The organism is Methylobacterium cerastii (assembly GCF_022179125.1).
Classification (GTDB): domain Bacteria; phylum Pseudomonadota; class Alphaproteobacteria; order Rhizobiales; family Beijerinckiaceae; genus Methylobacterium; species Methylobacterium cerastii.
Genome location: NZ_BPQG01000006.1, coordinates 252,951 through 269,374 on the forward strand (window position 1 = coordinate 252,951; position 16,424 = coordinate 269,374).

21 protein-coding genes, 1 tRNA gene and 1 pseudogene are annotated in these 16,424 nt (G+C 66.7%); 16 read left to right on the forward strand and 7 right to left on the reverse strand.

Annotated features, from left to right (window positions below; genetic code table 11):
- Nucleotides 1-3 precede the first annotated feature (3 nt).
- Nucleotides 4-1,107 (reverse strand): dimethylsulfone monooxygenase SfnG, encoded by a 1,104-nt coding sequence (gene sfnG, locus MFF13_RS03340; RefSeq protein WP_238270802.1) that lies wholly within the window; start codon nt 1,105-1,107, stop codon nt 4-6.
- Between the two features lie 563 nt (nt 1,108-1,670).
- On the opposite strand from sfnG, the gene MFF13_RS03345 reads away from it, so the two are divergent.
- From MFF13_RS03345 to MFF13_RS03400, 12 genes are all read left to right on the forward strand, one after another.
- The gene (locus MFF13_RS03345; protein WP_147750098.1) at nt 1,671-2,252 is read left to right on the forward strand and encodes an NAD(P)H-dependent oxidoreductase; all 582 of its coding nucleotides are present in this window, start codon (nt 1,671-1,673) and stop codon (nt 2,250-2,252) included.
- A gap of 8 nt (nt 2,253-2,260) precedes the next feature.
- Nucleotides 2,261-3,214 carry an aliphatic sulfonate ABC transporter substrate-binding protein gene (locus MFF13_RS03350; RefSeq protein WP_238270812.1) on the forward strand — a complete coding sequence of 318 codons (954 nt, stop codon included), beginning with the start codon at nt 2,261-2,263 and terminating at the stop codon, nt 3,212-3,214.
- Nucleotides 3,215-3,220: 6 nt separating this feature from the next.
- The gene (locus tag MFF13_RS03355) at nt 3,221-4,246 is read left to right on the forward strand and encodes a sulfonate ABC transporter substrate-binding protein (RefSeq protein ID WP_238270814.1); all 1,026 of its coding nucleotides are present in this window, start codon (nt 3,221-3,223) and stop codon (nt 4,244-4,246) included.
- The gene (gene ssuC, locus MFF13_RS03360) at nt 4,243-5,022 is read left to right on the forward strand and encodes an aliphatic sulfonate ABC transporter permease SsuC (protein ID WP_147750101.1); all 780 of its coding nucleotides are present in this window, start codon (nt 4,243-4,245) and stop codon (nt 5,020-5,022) included. The genes MFF13_RS03355 and ssuC overlap by 4 nt, the downstream gene beginning before the upstream one ends.
- Nucleotides 5,022-5,924: an ATP-binding cassette domain-containing protein gene (locus MFF13_RS03365; protein WP_147827792.1), complete on the forward strand. Its 903-nt coding sequence runs from the start codon at nt 5,022-5,024 to the stop codon at nt 5,922-5,924. The genes ssuC and MFF13_RS03365 overlap by 1 nt, the downstream gene beginning before the upstream one ends.
- 20 nt (nt 5,925-5,944) lie before the next feature.
- Nucleotides 5,945-7,135: an FMNH2-dependent alkanesulfonate monooxygenase gene (gene ssuD / locus MFF13_RS03370; protein ID WP_147761338.1), complete on the forward strand. Its 1,191-nt coding sequence runs from the start codon at nt 5,945-5,947 to the stop codon at nt 7,133-7,135.
- Between the two features lie 79 nt (nt 7,136-7,214).
- Nucleotides 7,215-7,288: transfer RNA gene (locus tag MFF13_RS03375), tRNA-Gly, on the forward strand.
- A 167-nt stretch (nt 7,289-7,455) separates the two neighbouring features.
- Nucleotides 7,456-7,908 carry a hypothetical protein gene (locus MFF13_RS03380; protein ID WP_238270816.1) on the forward strand — a complete coding sequence of 151 codons (453 nt, stop codon included), beginning with the start codon at nt 7,456-7,458 and terminating at the stop codon, nt 7,906-7,908.
- Nucleotides 7,909-8,029: 121 nt separating this feature from the next.
- On the forward strand, nt 8,030-8,242 hold the full coding sequence (locus tag MFF13_RS03385) for a TOBE domain-containing protein (RefSeq protein WP_238270818.1): 213 nt from the start codon (nt 8,030-8,032) through the stop codon (nt 8,240-8,242).
- Nucleotides 8,243-8,360: 118 nt separating this feature from the next.
- On the forward strand, nt 8,361-8,723 hold the full coding sequence (locus tag MFF13_RS03390) for a hypothetical protein (RefSeq protein ID WP_238270820.1): 363 nt from the start codon (nt 8,361-8,363) through the stop codon (nt 8,721-8,723).
- A gap of 68 nt (nt 8,724-8,791) precedes the next feature.
- On the forward strand, nt 8,792-9,001 hold the full coding sequence (locus MFF13_RS03395) for a hypothetical protein (protein WP_238270822.1): 210 nt from the start codon (nt 8,792-8,794) through the stop codon (nt 8,999-9,001).
- Nucleotides 9,002-9,063: 62 nt separating this feature from the next.
- On the forward strand, nt 9,064-9,792 hold the full coding sequence (locus MFF13_RS03400; RefSeq protein ID WP_373322477.1) for a thermonuclease family protein: 729 nt from the start codon (nt 9,064-9,066) through the stop codon (nt 9,790-9,792).
- Between the two features lie 277 nt (nt 9,793-10,069).
- Here MFF13_RS03400 and MFF13_RS03405 read toward each other — a convergent pair.
- Nucleotides 10,070-10,354, reverse strand: a pseudogene (locus MFF13_RS03405) (DUF4113 domain-containing protein); the annotation flags it as partial.
- Between the two features lie 397 nt (nt 10,355-10,751).
- On the opposite strand from MFF13_RS03405, the gene MFF13_RS03410 reads away from it, so the two are divergent.
- A complete protein-coding gene (locus MFF13_RS03410) occupies nt 10,752-12,410 on the forward strand; it encodes a porin (protein WP_238270826.1) in 1,659 nt (552 codons plus the stop codon).
- A gap of 131 nt (nt 12,411-12,541) precedes the next feature.
- Here MFF13_RS03410 and MFF13_RS03415 read toward each other — a convergent pair whose 3' ends face one another.
- The 3 genes from MFF13_RS03415 to MFF13_RS03425 all read right to left on the reverse strand — a co-directional run bounded on the left by MFF13_RS03415 (nt 12,542) and on the right by MFF13_RS03425 (nt 13,920).
- Nucleotides 12,542-13,441: a hypothetical protein gene (locus tag MFF13_RS03415; protein WP_238270828.1), complete on the reverse strand. Its 900-nt coding sequence runs from the start codon at nt 13,439-13,441 to the stop codon at nt 12,542-12,544.
- A 90-nt stretch (nt 13,442-13,531) separates the two neighbouring features.
- A complete protein-coding gene (locus MFF13_RS03420; RefSeq protein ID WP_238270831.1) occupies nt 13,532-13,786 on the reverse strand; it encodes a hypothetical protein in 255 nt (84 codons plus the stop codon).
- Entirely contained in the window at nt 13,783-13,920 is a 138-nt protein-coding gene (locus MFF13_RS03425; RefSeq protein ID WP_238270834.1) for a hypothetical protein, read from the reverse strand. The genes MFF13_RS03420 and MFF13_RS03425 overlap by 4 nt, the downstream gene beginning before the upstream one ends.
- A gap of 243 nt (nt 13,921-14,163) precedes the next feature.
- On the opposite strand from MFF13_RS03425, the gene MFF13_RS03430 reads away from it, so the two are divergent.
- From MFF13_RS03430 to MFF13_RS03440, 3 genes are all read left to right on the forward strand, one after another.
- A complete protein-coding gene (locus MFF13_RS03430) occupies nt 14,164-15,135 on the forward strand; it encodes a Gfo/Idh/MocA family protein (protein WP_238270836.1) in 972 nt (323 codons plus the stop codon).
- Nucleotides 15,136-15,218: 83 nt separating this feature from the next.
- Nucleotides 15,219-15,428 (forward strand): hypothetical protein, encoded by a 210-nt coding sequence (locus tag MFF13_RS03435; protein WP_306422401.1) that lies wholly within the window; start codon nt 15,219-15,221, stop codon nt 15,426-15,428.
- 5 nt (nt 15,429-15,433) lie between these two features.
- Nucleotides 15,434-15,901, forward strand: coding sequence for a hypothetical protein (locus tag MFF13_RS03440; RefSeq protein WP_238270839.1), 468 nt, complete (start codon nt 15,434-15,436; stop codon nt 15,899-15,901).
- 4 nt (nt 15,902-15,905) lie between these two features.
- Here MFF13_RS03440 and MFF13_RS03445 read toward each other — a convergent pair whose 3' ends face one another.
- Both MFF13_RS03445 and MFF13_RS03450 read right to left on the reverse strand, forming a co-directional pair.
- The gene (locus MFF13_RS03445) at nt 15,906-16,160 is read right to left on the reverse strand and encodes a hypothetical protein (RefSeq protein ID WP_238270841.1); all 255 of its coding nucleotides are present in this window, start codon (nt 16,158-16,160) and stop codon (nt 15,906-15,908) included.
- The coding region (locus tag MFF13_RS03450; protein WP_238270843.1) for a hypothetical protein at nt 16,157-16,424 on the reverse strand (268 nt) is incomplete at its 5' end. The genes MFF13_RS03445 and MFF13_RS03450, both read right to left, overlap by 4 nt.

The window sequence follows — 16,424 nt, forward strand, 5'->3', positions numbered from 1 at the left end:
CGCCTACGCCGCCTCGGCGCGCTCGGCCCGCGCCGCCTCGAGCGCGCGCACCCGCGGGATGATGTGCTCGCCGAAATACGCGACCTCTTCCTGGAAGTGCAGGAAGGCGAGGAGCGCCAGGTCGGTGCCGGCATCCTTCAGGGCGAGGATGCGCTCGGCGATCTGGTCCGGGGTGCCGATCAGGTTGGTCTTGAAGCCGTCGTTGTACTGGACGAGGTCCTCGAAGGTGGACTTCGCCCAGTTGCCCTCGCCCTCGGGCGAGGCCTTGCCGGCATTCTTCGCCTCGTGGCCGAACGCCTTCACCGCGTCTGCGTTGGCGTGGTCGATGATCTCCTGCAGCACAGCGCGCGCCTCTTGCTCGGTGTCGCGCGCGATGACGAAGGCGTTCACGCCGACCTTCACCGTGTGGCCGTTGGCGGCGGCCTTCGCTTGGAGGTCGTCCACCTGCGCGCGGACGCCCGCCGGCGTGTTGCCGTTGGTGAAGTACCAATCGGAGACGCGGGCCGCCATGTCGCGCGCCGCCCGCGACGACCCGCCCTGGAAGATCTCCGGCGTCACCGCAGGCTTGGGCTTGAGGTTGTAGTTGGTGTAGCGATAGAAATCGCCGCGGAACGTATAGTTCTCCTGGGTCCAGATCCCGCGCAGCGCGGTGATGAACTCCTCGGAGCGGCGATAGCGCTCGTCGTGGTCGAGCCACGGCTCGCCGATGGCGCGGAACTCGCCCGAGAACCAGCCGGAGACCAGGTTGATCGCGATGCGGTTCTCGGTCAGCTCGCTGATCGTGGCGATCTGCTTGGCGGCGATGGTCGGGTTCCACGGCCCGGGCAGCAGCGCGGCGATCACCTTCAACTTCGTGGTGGCAGCGAGCAGCGCGTGGCTGAACGCCACCGATTCGTGCTGGAACTCGGCGCCGTAGCCGGCGGTGAAGCGGATCTGGGTCAGCGCGTAGTCGAAGCCGGCCTCCTCGGCGATCCGCACGAGCTTTCGGTTGTAGTCGGCATCCCAGCTCGTGCGCTGCGGGATCGTGCTGATCACGAGCCCGCCAGACACGTTCGGCACCCAATAGGCGAAGCGGATCGGCTCCTCGGTCGCGTTGCGGTTGGTCATCGGATGTCCCCCTCCTCGTCCGTCGTCACTTGTCGGTGCGATACGATCGTCCAGCGCATGTCCCTGATGGGTTACGCGCCGATCGGCCGAACAGATGCGCCCTGTAGGCGTACCTTCAAAGTATTTCCAAAGTCCTGATCCAGGTCAAAGGAAGCAAAGCGCAAATTTTTGCTGGATCAGGCAAGGACGTTCCACTGGCCGCAGGTCCGGCGGGAGAAACCTTCCATCGTGGGCATCCAGGAGGCGGGGCCGCCCGTGGAGAAACGGCATCGCACCCACTTCGTTCTTCTTAAAGAACGTTTCAGTCCGCTGATGCGCGGGATGATTGCAAATTTCGCCTCGTACTCACGTCCGAGAGAACAAAACCCCTCGATCCGATCGCTTGAGAAGACGTTCGCCTCGTTCGCCGCGTTCTTTTGCAAGAACGTTTCATTGACCGCGCAGGCGGTACGCCTCACCTTCAGGAGGACATCGCGGCAGGGTCCGGAACGATGGGGGCGGCCTTCGCCCTCCAGCCCCGTCTTTGTCCCGCGACACCCTCAATTCGAGACGAGACCTTGACGATGACGCGACCAAAACTCGTGGGCTTCAGCGCCAACCTCCAGCGCCCGTCCAAGACCCGCGCCCTGGTCGAGGCCGTGGGCGAGTCCGCCGCGGCGGATGGCGGCTTGGACCTGCGCCTGTTCGACCTCGTCGACGCCGGCACAGGCCTCGGCGCGGCCTGGTCGCGGGATGCGCTGTCGCTGCCGGCCCGCCGCGTGGTCGAGGCGATCGAGGGGGCGGATGCGCTCGTCGTCGGCTCGCCGGTCTACAAGGGCAGCTTCACCGGCTTGTTCAAGCACCTCTTCGACCTGATCGACCCGCTGGCCTTGGCCAACAAGCCGGTCGCGATCGTCGCCACAGGCGGCGGCGCCCGCCACGCGCTGGTGGTCGAGCATTCCTTCCGGCCGCTGTTCGGGTTCTTCGGCGCCCTGCAGGTGCCGACCACCGTCTACGGCTCCGACCCCGACTTCACCGACGGGCTCCCGACCGATCCCGGCGTGCGCGACCGCATCGCCCAGGCCGGCGCCCAGCTTGCCGCCCTCGTCCGCGCCGCGGGAGCAGCGGAGGCCGCCGCCCCCGCGGCCCGCGCGGTCGCACGCTGAGGCCGGCGATGCTCGACCGTCGCCGCCTGCTCGCCACGGCTTTCGCCGCGGCGCTGCCCCTGTCCCGTGCCGCGCGCGCCGCGGAGCCCGGCGTCCTGCGCATCGGCTACCAGAAGAACGGCATCCTCGTCGTCGCCAAGCAGCGCGGCGTCATCGAGGAGCGGCTGGCGCCACTCGGCCATTCGGTGCGCTGGGTCGAGTTCTCGTTCGGGCCGCCGTTGCTGGAGGCGCTCTCCCTCGATGGCATCGATTTCGGGCAGACCGGCGACGCCCCGCCGATCTTCGCGCAGGCCGCGCGATCGAGCCTCGTCTACGCCGCGGCGCAGGAGGCCGGCGGCTCCGGCTCGGGCATCCTGCTGCCGAAGGGCTCGGCGATCAAAACGCTCGCCGAGCTGAAGGGCAAGCGCGTCGCCTTCGCCAAGGCGTCGAGCGCCCACAATCTCACCGTCGCCGCCTTGGAGAAGGCCGGCCTCACCTATGCCGACATCGAGCCGGTGACGTTGGCGCCGGCCGACGCCGCGGCGGCGTTCTCGCGCGGCAGCATCGACGCTTGGACGATCTGGGACCCGTACTATGCCATCGCCGAAGGCGGCGACGGCGTCCGCGTGCTCGCGACCGCCAAGGAGATCGCCCCGCAGAACAACTTCTTCCTGGCGAGCCGCGCCTTCGCCGAGGGCCGCGGCGCGGTGCTTTCCGAGGTGATCGACGTGCTCGGGGGCGTCGCGCGCTGGTGCGGCGAGAACCGCGGCGCGGTCGCCGACCTGCTCTCGAAGGGCACCGGCGTGCCGCTCGCCGCCACGCGCCGCGCGGTAGACCGCACCGACTACCTCATCGGCCCGATGAACGACCGCGTCGCCGCCGAGCAGCAGGCGATCGCCGACCGCTTCCACGCCCTGAAGCTGATCCCGAAGCCCATCCGCGTCGCCGACGCGGTCTGGACGCCACCCGCACGCAACGGCTGATCCGCGATGACCGACGCCCCCCTTTCCCCCGCGCCGCGCGCCGCACTCGACACCCTGACGGAGGCCGGCGCGCCGATGCGCCGCCGCACCGTGCTCTCGGCCGGGCTCGGCCTCGCCGCCGCCTTCGCCCTGCGCCCGGCGCGCGCCGCCGCCACCGTGCGGATCGGCTACCAGAAGTACGGCTCGCTCGTCCTGCTGAAGGGCCGCGGCAGCCTCGCGAAGGCGTTGGCGCCGCTTGGCTACGACGTCGCATGGTCGGAGTTTCCCTCCGGTCCGCCCTTGCTGGAGGCGCTGAACGCCGGGGCGATCGACCTCGGCTCGGCCGGCGAGGCCCCGCCGATCTTCGCGCAGGCCGCGAGCGCCGACCTGCGCTACGTCGGCACCGAGCCGCCGGCCCCGCGCGGCGAGGCGATCCTCGTGCCCAAGGACAGCCCGGTCCGGTCCGTGGCGGAGCTGCGCGGCAAGACCATCGCGCTCAACAAGGGCTCCAACGTGCACTTCCTCGTGGTGCGCGCCCTGGAGAAGGCCGGCGTTCCCTACGACGCGGTGAAGCTCGTCTTCCTGTCGCCGGCGGATGCCAACGCTGCCTTCGTGCGCGGTGCCGTCGACGCCTGGGCGATCTGGGACCCGTACCTCGCGGCGGCCGAGCGCTCCACCGGCGCGCGCGTGCTGGCCGACGGCAGCGGGATCGCACCGAACCGGCAGTTCTACCTGTCGCGCCGCGGCTTCACCGAGGCGAGCCCGGAGGTCGTCGTCGCGATCCTGCGGGCGGTCGCCGAGGTCGACACCTGGGCCGCCGGCAACGGCGCCACGGTCGCGGCCGAGCTTGCGCCTTCGGTCGGCATCCCGGCGCCCGTGCTGGCGGTGGCGCTCGAGCGCCTGTCCTACGGCGTCGCCCCCCTCGACACGCAGGCGATCGCCGACCAGCAGGCCGTGGCCGACGCCTTCCACGCCCTCGGCCTCCTGCCCAAAGCCATCCGGGTCGCCGACGCGGTCTCGACCCATCCGGAACGGAAGGCGGAGATCCGATGAGCACCACCCCCTCCCGCATCCGCGACGCCGCGCTGCCCTGGCTCTTGCCCGTCGCGATCGTGCTCGGCTGGCAGGCGGCGGTCTCGGCCGGCCTGGTCTCGAACCGTTTCATGCCGGCCCCGCTCGACGTGGTCCGGGCCGGGATCGAGGCGGGGCGCACCGGCGAGCTCTGGACCAACCTCGGCGTCAGCACGCTGCGCGCGCTCGCCGGCTTCGTGGTCGGCGGCGGCATCGGCTTCGGCCTCGGCCTCGCCAACGGCCTGTCGCGCCTGTCCGAGCGGCTCACCGACACCTCGGTGCAGATGGTGCGCAACGTGCCCCACCTGTCGCTGATCCCGCTGGTGATTCTGTGGTTCGGCATCGGCGAGGAGGCCAAGCTGTTCCTGGTGGCGCTCGGGGTGTTCTTCCCGATCTACGCCAACACCCTGCACGGCATCCGCTCGGTCGACCCGGCGCTGGTCGAGATGGGCCGCGTCTACGGCATGTCGAACGCCGAGCTGTTCCGCCGCGTGGTGCTGCCGGGGGCGCTCCCGTCGATCTTCGTCGGCCTGCGCTACGCGCTGGGCATCATGTGGCTGACGCTCATCGTCGCCGAGACCATCTCGGCCTCGTCCGGTCTCGGCTACATGGCGATGCAGGCGCGTGAGTTCATGCTCGTCGACGTCGTGGTGCTGGCGATCCTGATCTACGCCGCGCTCGGCAAGCTTGCCGACGCGCTGACGCGGCAGCTGGAACGCAGCTGCCTCGCCTGGAACCCCGCCTACAGGAGCGCCTGATGCTGCGCGACGCCAACCTTCGCGACACCCCGCAGCCGCCGGACGCCGACACGAACGCGAGTGCCCTCGCCCTTGGCGACAGGGAGAGGGGCGTGACCTCTTCGGAAACGCTTGATCCCTCACCCCATTCCTCTCCCGACCGGGAGAGGGGAGCGCGCGGCATCGCCGTCACCGTTCGCGACCTGCACAAGAGCTTCGACGGCAACGCCGTCATCTCCGGGCTCGACCTGTTCCTGCCCGCGGGCGGCTTCACCGCGGTCGTCGGCCGGTCCGGTTGCGGCAAGAGCACCCTGCTGCGCCTGATCCTCGGGCTCGAGGCGCCGACCGCCGGCCGCGTCGCGCTCGACGCCGGCGAACCCGGCCTGCGGCGGAGCGAGCGGCCGCGGCGCATCATGTTCCAGGAGCCGCGGCTGCTGCCCTGGGCGCGGGTCGTCGACAACGTCGCCGTCGGCCTGTCGGGCATCGGCACGAAGCCGGAACGGCGCGAACGCGCGCTCGTGGCCCTCGACCAAGTCGGGCTCGCGGACAAGGCCGGCGCTTGGCCCGCGACCCTGTCGGGCGGCCAGCGTCAGCGCGTGGCGTTGGCGCGCGCGCTCGTCAGCGGCCCCGGCCTGCTGGCCCTCGACGAGCCGCTGGGCGCCCTCGATGCGCTCACCCGCATCGGCATGCAGGACCTGATCGAGCGGATCTGGCGTGCGGACGGGTTCACCGCGCTCCTCGTCACCCACGACGTCGGCGAGGCGGTGGCGATGGCCGACCGCATCCTCGTGGTGGATTCCGGCCGCATCGCCCTCGACCTGCGGGTCGATGTGCCCCGGCCGCGCCGCCGCGGCGACCCCGACCTCGCGCGCCTCGAAGGCCGCATCCTCGAACACCTGCTCGGCGCGCCCCAGGCCGCCTGAGCCGACACGGAGATCTTTCGATGACCGCCTCGACCGACAGCACGATTCAGGACGGGAAGACGGACGTCCTCTGGTTCCTGCCGACGCATGGCGACGGCCGCTACCTCGGTGCGTCCGAGGGCGCCCGCGACGTGTCGCTCTCCTACCTTCGCCAGATCGCGCAGGGCGCCGACGCGCTCGGCTATTACGGCGTGCTGCTGCCGACCGGCCGCTCCTGCGAGGACAGCTGGGTCGTCGCGTCCGCGCTCGCCCCGCTGACGCAGCGCCTGCGCTTCCTCGTCGCCGTGCGCCCGGGTCTGATGGAGCCCTCGGCCGCCGCCCGCATGGCCTCGACCCTGGACCGGATCTCCGGCGGGCGCCTGCTGATCAACGTCGTCACCGGCGGCGACCCGGTGGAGCTGCGCGGCGACGGCGTGTTCCTCGATCACGACGCGCGCTACGCGGTGACCGACGAGTTCCTTCACATCTGGCGCGGGCTGATGGCCGGCGAGACGGTGACGTTCGAAGGCAAGCACCTGTCGGCCGAGAACGGCCGGCTGATCTTCCCGCCGGTGCAGAAACCCTACCCGCCGCTCTACTTCGGCGGTTCGTCGCCGGCCGGCATCGACGTCGCGGCCGAGCATTGCGACGTGTACCTGACCTGGGGCGAGCCCCCGGCGGGCGTGGCCGAGAAGATCGCCACCGCACGCGCCGCCGCCGAAAAGCGCGGCAAGTCCTTCTCCTACGGCATCCGCCTGCACGTGATCGTGCGGGAGACCGAGGGCGCCGCCTGGGAGGCGGCCGACAGCCTGATCTCGAAGCTCGACGACGCCACCATCGCCAAGGCGCAGGCGACGCTGAAGCGCCAGGATTCCATCGGGCAGAGCCGGATGATGGCGCTGCACGGCGGCAGCCGCGACAAGCTGCAGGTCTCGCCGAACCTCTGGGCCGGCGTCGGCTTGGTGCGCGGCGGCGCCGGCACGGCGCTCGTCGGTTCCGCCGACCAGGTCGCCGACCGGATGAAGGAGTACATCGACCTCGGGATCGACCGCTTCATCCTGTCGGGCTACCCGCATCTTGAGGAGGCCTACCGCTTCGCCGAGCTGGTCTTCCCGAAGCTGCCGCTCCGCGCCACCACCGGCATCGGACCGACCAACGCCCGCAACGACGGCCCGTTCGGCGAGGTGATGGCCAACGACATCGTGCCGACGCGCCAAGTCTCTGCGCACTGAAAGCTAGCCTCGGACGTGCCACCCGCGCGGCGCATCCGGTCTTCTCAAGCCTCCCGCGCCATGCTATCCGGCGCGGATCGCGGGTGTAGCTCAATGGTAGAGCAGCAGCCTTCCAAGCTGAATACCCGGGTTCGATTCCCGGTACCCGCTCCACTCATTTCCCCTCTGCGGAATGCTTTTTGAGGCCCGGCAAAAGGCCGGGCCGCGGGCCCGTCTCACAGACTGATCTCACACAACGAATCTTCCACGGTCCCTCGGGTGCGATGGTTGATCCCGTCGGACACCAACGGATAGCTGTTCCTCGTTCCGAGGAGGCGACGTTGAAAATCTCATGGATCGTCACGGCCGCGGCGCTGATCTCCGTTTCCAGCTGGTACGCCTCTGGCCCCGGCTCGGCCTACTCGTTCGGCGTCGAGTTCGGTTGCGTGGACGCTGCGTGGCGGCGCGGCCAAGAAAAACCCTGCGGGCAATTCGAATGGCAGCGGACGATGCGTTTCCGCGTGGACGTCGCCAATAATCGCGTCGTCGCGCTACCCGGCGCCGGTTGGTTCGCCTCCGGACCCACCAACCTAACGGAATGCAGCGTCTATGACCAAGACACTTGGCGTTGCCGTGACAGTGGCTCGCACCAGACGATGACCGCCGGTCAGTACCTGCGTGAAGGCGGTTTGGCCGGCTATACGGAATATGGGTCTACGCGCCTGTTCGACGTCGCGCGATACATGGTCGGCGCGCCCCCACCGAATTCGTTCAAATGGCGTGCAGGAACATGAACATGTTCATAGATTGACATCGATAGGCGCCGGCGAATGTAGCCGGAACCAAATTGACTCGTCAGAGGGCTGCGCGCTTAGCTGGAGACGCTGAACATCCGCGGGCGAAGGGCAGCCTGAAATGAAGCACAACGCCCGCAACGACATCCCGGCCACCGTCATCGCTATTCGATTTGGCGATGTGATGGCCCAGGTCGACGTCGAATTGGTTGGCACTTCCTACCGGATGTCGTCGGTTATGACGGTCGACTCGCTCGACGAGTTGGGCCTGACCGTAGGCGACACCGTCCGCGTGCTCTCGAAGGCCGTGAATGTGCTCTTGGTAAAACCGTAGAAGGGGGTTCAGCGGTCCTGCTGCTTTTTGGCAAGCGGTCGATGGAGCCGGGCGACGCTCCTGGTTGTTCTAGGATTGCTGCGGCGCTGATGGAGCGTCGATGCCCACGGGTCACTCCATGAAACGCGCCCTCGTCGCTCTTACCATGTTGATCGGCGTCCAGACCTGTCTCGCAGCGCAGACAAAGGATGAGGAACAGGCCGAGATGGTCCAGGGGCTGGTGCGTATCGTCGGCGCGCAGGCTGGCATCACGCTTTACTGCCGGAAGGCTTACGCGATCGACGACAAGGTGTCGGAGGGCCTGCTACGAACCGTCCGCCCGACGCTCGACAAGGCAATCGGCCATCGACAAGCGCTGGCGGCGATCGACGAAGAGGGCCAGCGCTTGTCCAAGGAAATCGCCGAGATCGGCGCCGAGCGCTGGTGCGCCGATCAGCGCGAGCTCCTCAACACCGATGGCCTCCGCGTCTTTTTGGACTGAACGCCTGCCGCGGATCAGCCTCTTTGATCATTCAACGACACGCTTCGATCAACCGTAAGGGTGCATGCGTGCCGAAGATCCCGACTATCGCTGCTGCCGGTCTATGGTCTGCGATTACCGTGGCCGCGCTGACCGTCGTGGCGCTGGGGCAATCGCAGCCTGCAAGGAGCACCGACCAGACTGCAGCCCCGGCCGGCATTGCAGCCGATCCCACGAGGACGGCCTCGATCATCCTCACCGACGCCACCGGAAAGCAATACCGGACGCGTCGGGATTGAGGGCTGCCTAGCTCGGCTGCTCCTCTGCTTCTTTGATCGCCGCAACACGCGAGATCGCGCCCATGTTCCGGGTACTTCTTCTGGTCGCCATCAGTCTTGCCTCGGGCGGAGCAGCCGCTGGAGCTGCGGAGGCGATCGTCGGCCGGGCTAGTGTCACCGACGGCGACACGGTCGTCATTCACGGCACGCGCATCCGTCTCCACGGCATTGACGCCCCTGAGAGCGCGCAGCTATGCCAAGACGTCGCCGGCAAGTCTTACCGGTGCGGTCAGACCGCCGCCCTGGCCCTTTCCGACCGGATCGGCGAGGCGCCAATCTCTTGCGAGCCCCGGGACACTGATCGCTATGGCCGCACCGTCGCCATCTGCCGGAAAGGCGCCGAGGATCTGAACGCCTGGATGGTCGCCCAGGGCCACGCCGTCGCCTATCGCCGCTACGCCACCGACTACGTCGAGGCCGAGGCAACCGCGAAAGCGGCCAAGCACGGCATCTGGGCCGGCTCCTTCACGACCCCGTCCGAGTGGCGCAGGGGCGAGCGCGGCATGTACATGGGGTTCGCAGCACCCGGCGGCCCGGACGGGCCGATCCCCGCGCCGGTCTCGCGCGCGGAGCCGCCGGCTGCTGGCGGCTGCACGATCAAGGGAAATATCAGCCGGAAGGGCGAGCAGGTCTACCACCTGCCGGGCTCCCGCGATTACGACCGGACCCGGATCGACGCAAAGACCGGCGAGCGGATGTTCTGCACCGAGGATGAGGCGAAGGCTGCGGGCTGGCGGGCGACGCGCAGATGAGGCGGGCGCTTCGGTTCTGTGCCGTGCTTTTAGGGGGTTGCGGTTCGTCCGAGAACGTCGAAACGCTGTACCGCAACTCGCCTCTCGACGAGAACGCTCGGATTCACGTGGCGACCTTCGACGCTACCGAGAGCCGCGCCTACAACCAGCAAAACTGTCGGCAGGCTCAAGAGCTGTTCCAGGCGCAGCCTGGCGCGCGAACCCGCTTCTGGTGCGAGGCCGGTCGGTACAAACAGTAAGCAGGTTGAGGCTGCGCTGGTGCGGCCATGATCCAATTTTAAGCCACCGCGATCGGCAACTCCCCGACCTGCGTCGTGTAGCGCAACGTCCGCATCTCGAACTTCGTGCTCCACGTCCGCTTGGCTTCCAGGCCGGCGCGGGCCGGGACGACGCTGCCGCGGCCGAAGCGGGCGTTGCAGGCGTCGATCGCCGCCATCAGCGGACCGGAGCGCTCGCGATCGAACTGGCCGATCAATAAGCGCGGGCTGGTATCGAGCAGCATCAGGTCGGTGGTGACGATACCGGCCTTGCTAAACCGCCACGGCGGGGCGCCGGGCTCGCGCTACATCTTGGTCACTTCGAGCCAAGACGCTTCCATTATCCCGGACGATCCAGGGTTATTGGAGAGGTCGAGCGAGGGCCACGGATCTCACGAGATCGATTGCCCACGATATACTTCGCATTTGAAGCGCTTCCTGAGGCCTTTTTGGCCTAATTGCTCGCCAGCTAACCAAAGCGTTGCCTGGATGCAACATTCCCACAGCACCGCGGCGCTCTCGAAGATTCCACGTTGATCGCGAGGATGTGCTGGCACACAGTGTTTTCGCACTGGGGGCACCGCAAAAGCGGGCCCGATGAGCCCGCACCCAAAAAGCGGGCCGCACAAGAAACGTACGTCGCGATCGGCTCCGGCTGCGCGACCGTACGATCCTCGGGTCTCGAAGCTTTTGGAGATATCTATGTCGCTCTTGAAGAGCACCCTGCTCGCTTCGGCCGCCGGCTTCGCCGCCGTCGCCGGCGCACAGGCTGCCGATCTGCCGGTCAAGAAGGCCGCCCCGATCGAATACGTCCGCGTCTGCACCGCCTACGGCGCCGGCTTCTTCTACATCCCCGGCACCGACACCTGCATCCGCCTCTCGGGCCGCGCCCGCCTCGAGGCCGGCTACCAGACCAGCTACTCCCGCGCCGCCGGCAACGGCGACCTGACCGGCTACCAGGGCCGCATGCGCATCAACGTCGATGCCCGCACCCAGACCGCCTACGGCACGCTCCGCGCCTTCATCCGCCTCGATGCCGGCAGCCGCTCCGGCTACTCGGGCGTCGGCACCTCCGGGACCCAGCAGCGCCAGGGCACGGCCTTCGCCGCCACTGGCGTCGACGGCTTCGGCCGCCTGCAGCAGTACTCGAACGTCGACAAGGCCTTCGTGCAGTTCGCCGGCTTCACCGCCGGTCGCGCCGCGTCGTTCTTCGACTTCTACGCCCACGACTTCGAGTTCGCCGGTGCCACCGCCGGCTCCGACATGGCCTCGACCAACCTCGCCGCCTACACCGCGACGCTCGGCAACGGCTTCTCGGCAACGATCTCGATGGAAGACCCGGCCTATCGCCGCACGCCGATCTTCTCGCCGTCAATCAACGTCTCGAACGTCACCACCAACTCGGCGCTCGCCAACTCGGGCCTGCTGCTCGGCAGCTCGCCGGTTCCGGTGTTCATCGGCTACACCGGCGTGACCCCGACCCGCTACAGCACCATCGATGCGATCGAGCGCAGCCGGATGCCCGACTTCGTCGGCGCGGTCCGCTACGACGCAGCGTGGGGCTCGGCCCAGCTTTCGGCCGCCGTGCACGAGCTGAACGTCGGTAACGTCGCTGCAGGCGCCGGCACCGGTGCAGGCACGAACGTCAGCATCGCCCACACCGACAACACCTACGGCTACGCCGTGCAGGGCGGCGTGAAGGTCAACCTGCCGTTCATCGCCCCCGGCGACACCCTGTACCTGCAGGGTGCCTACGGCAACGGTGCGCAGCTCTACACCGGCTACTCCTCGTACACCGGCTCGTTCACGCAGAGTACCACGACCATCCAGGGCCAGAAGTTCGCGCAGTACTTCTCCGACGCGGTGATCAATCCCTTCACCGGTCAGCTCTCGACCTCCGACAGCTTCACCGCCGTCGCCTCGCTTCTGCACTACTGGTCGCCTGAGTGGCGTTCGGCCTTCTTCGGCTCCTACGGCGAACAGTCGTTCACGGCGGGCGCCCGCGCCGGCCAGGGCAACGCCTACGCGCTCTACAACAGCCTCAACACCGTCAACTTCGGCGCCAACTCGGTTGGCGCCCCCGGCACCCGGTTCTACAATCTCAGCCAGGCGCTTCGCGACACCTACCAGTTCGTCGCCGGCGCGAGCCTGATCTGGTCGCCGGTCAAGGACCTCGATATCGGTGTGGAAGGCTTCTACACCCAGATCGGCGTCAAGAACGGCCGCGTGATCGACACCGACAAGGATCCGACCGCCTACTCGGTCGCCCGTGTCGCCGCGATCAACGCCGGCGGGTTCGTGCGCACCACCACCAGCGACGACGTCTTCCAGGTCCGCGCCCGCGTCCAGCGCGACTTCTAATCTTGCTTCGCATCTGCGCGGTCTAGAAAAGCCGCGCAGAGTTTGATCAGGATTGTCGAGACTTTCTTGAGGCCCGGCTGTGAAGCCGGGCCTTTTTGTCTACTAGCTGCGCTCTATCGCCCTCATATTTTCTACAGGTGAAGTCCAAGGCGACTGAGGATCACTTTATCTTTCAGCAGAATAGCTTGCCGGTCATGCACCGACGGACCTAAAGGGCGAAGGACCGACTCAACCTTTTTCTCGCTGATAGTGACGATCCCCACATTCAGAAGGCCAAGTTCATCCCTCAATGTTTGTAGATCGAGGGTCGAGACCCAGCTTGGCGTGCACCAGTAGTACTGCGAGAAAAACGTGGCTTCGACCGCTGCTTTCAGTGCGGCTTTGGTCGCTACCTGAGAGGTTACATCTCCGTAGAACCTCAGTCCTTCGAAAGCCGCGAGTTGAAGCCTGTCGTTAATCAGGAAACCCACGTGGAAATCTGGATGGGCATACGGATAACGGCCAGGCCAGACCTTCAGTTGTCCAAGCGGAACATCTTGATCAAGGCTTAATAGGTCTCGAAGAATTTCTACGTCGGAAAGCTCGCTAAACATATTTCTCGTAAAAGCCTTGGCCGATTGATGTCCCGCGCTCATCGCCGAGATGCTGCTTCCGGCTTCATTTCGAACGGCATCGTACAAATCGCGCAATTCACGAAGAGTATGCCGCTTTTTACTTATTAAAATATCTTGAGCGCGTCTCGAATTTATTTTCGATATTCGCGTCAAGACTTCAAGATTTGAGATTGGCCATTCCAATGCATGGCCTGGAAGTTGGTTTTCTTGAATTATGTTTTTTATTAGAGCGAATGTTCTCTGCCCAATACGTAAATGATTTGTGGAATATCCTGTTAGATGTGCTGCGACTTCGATCCAAGGGCGTCCGTGCTCATCAATGCTACCGTTTTTTGATATATCATGTAGAGCTTCCACAATAAGAGGCCAAGGCACTTCCCGTGACCGGGCATTGGTGAGCACCTCGATCGGGTTCATCAAAGATCCATTTTCAGATCACAGAACGCAGACTCTGCGGAGGCGCTAATGTGAGCCCCCGTCGCAGATGAGTCGACTGTGCCACCACCGCTAGGCGGCCTCCAGTGAATCTACGACCATCGCATCGCCGAGCCACGCCGTCGCTGCGTCCAGCGTCGGAAAGGTGTGCTCGATCTCCCGAAAGGGGCTCGGGCACCGATCCGGCGGCAGGTCTTCGAGTAGCTCAGCGTGCCAGGCACGATGCCCGCCATCCGCGGTGACCTCCCGAACCACACTGCCGACGATGATGCCGTCGAGGACAAGGTCGTAGCTGCCAGCTGCGAGGCGGTGCAGCGTGTAGGTCATCGCGCGCGCCCCGCAGCCGGGGCTTGTACCGTCATCCTCATGAAGGCATCGGCGAACGGCGTCTCGGCGCGCCGTGCCGCGATGGCGCGGATCTGCTGAACGCTGTCCGGTGCCGACAGGATTTCCGCGAGCACCGCGTTGTTGCGCCCGAGGTAGGCGCGCTTCGAGGCGTCGCCGACGTTCAGCAGAATCGAGCGGCCGCCGGCCCGCAGTGCCGTCAGGGATTTGATTGGCGATCGCGGATGCTCACATGCACACGCTGACGGTCTAGCTCGGTGGTGCCTTAACGGGCGTCTTCAGCGCCGTAAGCTGTTTTGGCTCGCCGTCCGCCCCGAGCTCGCGTAACGCGACCTCGAGAACCAAGGATCACGATGCCCATGACCGACAGTCCGCTCGCCTTCGGCATCATCGGCGCGGGCATCATGGGCGAGCGCATGCTCGCCGCCGCCGCGGGACAGCCCGAATCGCCGGTGCGGATCGCCGCCATATGGGACCCGTCTCCGGTGGCACTCTCCCGCATTGCCGTCGCCTTCCCTGACGTGCCGCAGGTCGCGGATGCGGCCGCGGTGGTCGCGGCGAGCACTTGCGTCTACGTGGCTTCGCCGCCGGCGTCTCATCTCGGCCATGCCAGCGCTGCGCTCGCCGCCGGGCGCAGCGTCTTCTGCGAAAAGCCGCTCGCCATCGACATCGGAGACGCACGCGCATTCGTGGCGGGCGCAGGCGCTTCTGGCGCAGTGAATTTCCCCTTCGCCTCTTCGCCGGGCGTGGCGATGCTCGAACGTTGGCTCGAGAATGGCGTCGTGGGGACACCGCGGCAGCTGACGATCGAAGTCGGCTTCGCCGCCTGGCCGCGGCCCTGGCAGGCGGATGCGGCAGCTTGGCTCGACGGGCGAGCAGAAGGCGGATTCACGCGTGAGGTTGTCTCGCATTTTCTCTTCCTGAGCCAACGCCTGCTCGGCCCGCTGACCGAGCTGCAGGGTACCGTCGCATTCCCCGAGGACGGCAGATCGGAGCGCGCAATCGACGTGACGCTTCGCGCCGGCGCTATCCCGGTCCGCCTCAGCGGCCGCGTCGGAGGCACGGAACAGGACGATCACAATACCTGGACGCTGGCGGGTGATGCCGGCACCGTGCGCTTGCGCGACTGGGCCATACCTGAGCGTCTCGGCGCGGATGGGCTTTTCGCTGCCGCACCGGACGCGATACCGAACGCACAGGCGCGCCCGATCGCCCTTCGCCGGCAGCTCGAAGGTGTAGTGCGGATGACGCGAGGCGAGCCGCATCGGCTTGCCAGCCTAGCCGAAGCACTGGAAGTCCAGGAGACGGTCGAGGCTATCCTCGTTCTGTGAGTTGGCGGCTTAGACATCGCCCGCCATGGGCTCGACGGTGCTTCCTGATTTCACAGCTCAGCGGTTGATTGTGGTGAAACGACGTGCCGAAGAATGTGAGTTCGCCCGACGAAATGCTCGTGCTCGAACTCGCCACCGAGAACGCGGAGCTGCGTCTCCAACTCGCTGAGGTTCAGGACCAGTGCATCGAGTTGGCGGTCGACGCCGGCGAGCTGCACGCCGAAATTGAAGCCCTACGCGCAGAGGTGGAAGAATTCCGAGCCCACGCGGCGAAGTGGCAGCGGATCGCATAGGCGCCATGGCTCGATCCCGCATTTCGACCGGCTTCCATCGAATCGGCTTTGTACTGGCCGTGCCTATGATCGTCGTCGCGGGTGTCGCGGCGTTCGTGGCGTGGAACACAGCTCCGTGGCCTTCTCTCTGCACGAACGTCTTCGAACAGTTCGACGCCCGTTCGACGTGCAAACTCGTCGTGATGCAGAAGAGCGGCGGGATCTTGGTGCGCGGACCGCTCGGGGCCCCGATGCAGTTTCCGTCTGACGCAACCGCAACTGAAATGCGGGCAGCCATCCAACAGTATCGAGCCAGCCTTCCAAACCAAGCCGCGCTGGAGCCCATTCCGTCCGATCTCACGCCCGGAACGGCGCATCCGGATTACCTCTGGGCCTGGCTCGCTCTCGCTACTGCCGCCCTGCTCTACGCCGCGTCGTGGGCGCTGGGCTGGATCATTGACGGCTTCGCAGGGTCGAAAGCCGCCCGCGAGTAGAGGGCTAAGCGTCCTCAAACGCAGTTGAGATTGGCGCACCGCCGAGCCACTCCGCCACCGCTTCCAGGGAGTGGAACTGGTGCTCGATCGCGCTGAACGGGCGGGGTATCTGCTCCACCGGGACGTCATCGAGCAGCTCGGCACGCCACCCTTTGACCTGGCCGCCGGGTGTGACGTCGCGAACCACATCGCCCACGATCACCCCGTCTAGGGCTAGGTCGTAGCTACCGGCGGCGAGCTGATGAAGCGTGTATGTCATCGCCGGCCCATAGCTCCCGATGTCTGAAGGCTTTGCCGCAGCAGCGCGTTCGCGAACACCGGCTCGACGCCACGCTGCACGATGTCGGCGATGCGGTCGGCGCTGTTTGGCGCGATGAACAGGTCGGCCAAGCGGCCAGTCTGCCGGCCAAGAGCCACCTGCCGTGCCTTGCCGCCGACATTGGCGCACAGAGACCGGCCTTGCGTCCGGAGCGCCGTGACGCATTCCGTCAACGATGCTTGAGAAGTAAGCGGTGTCTGGACG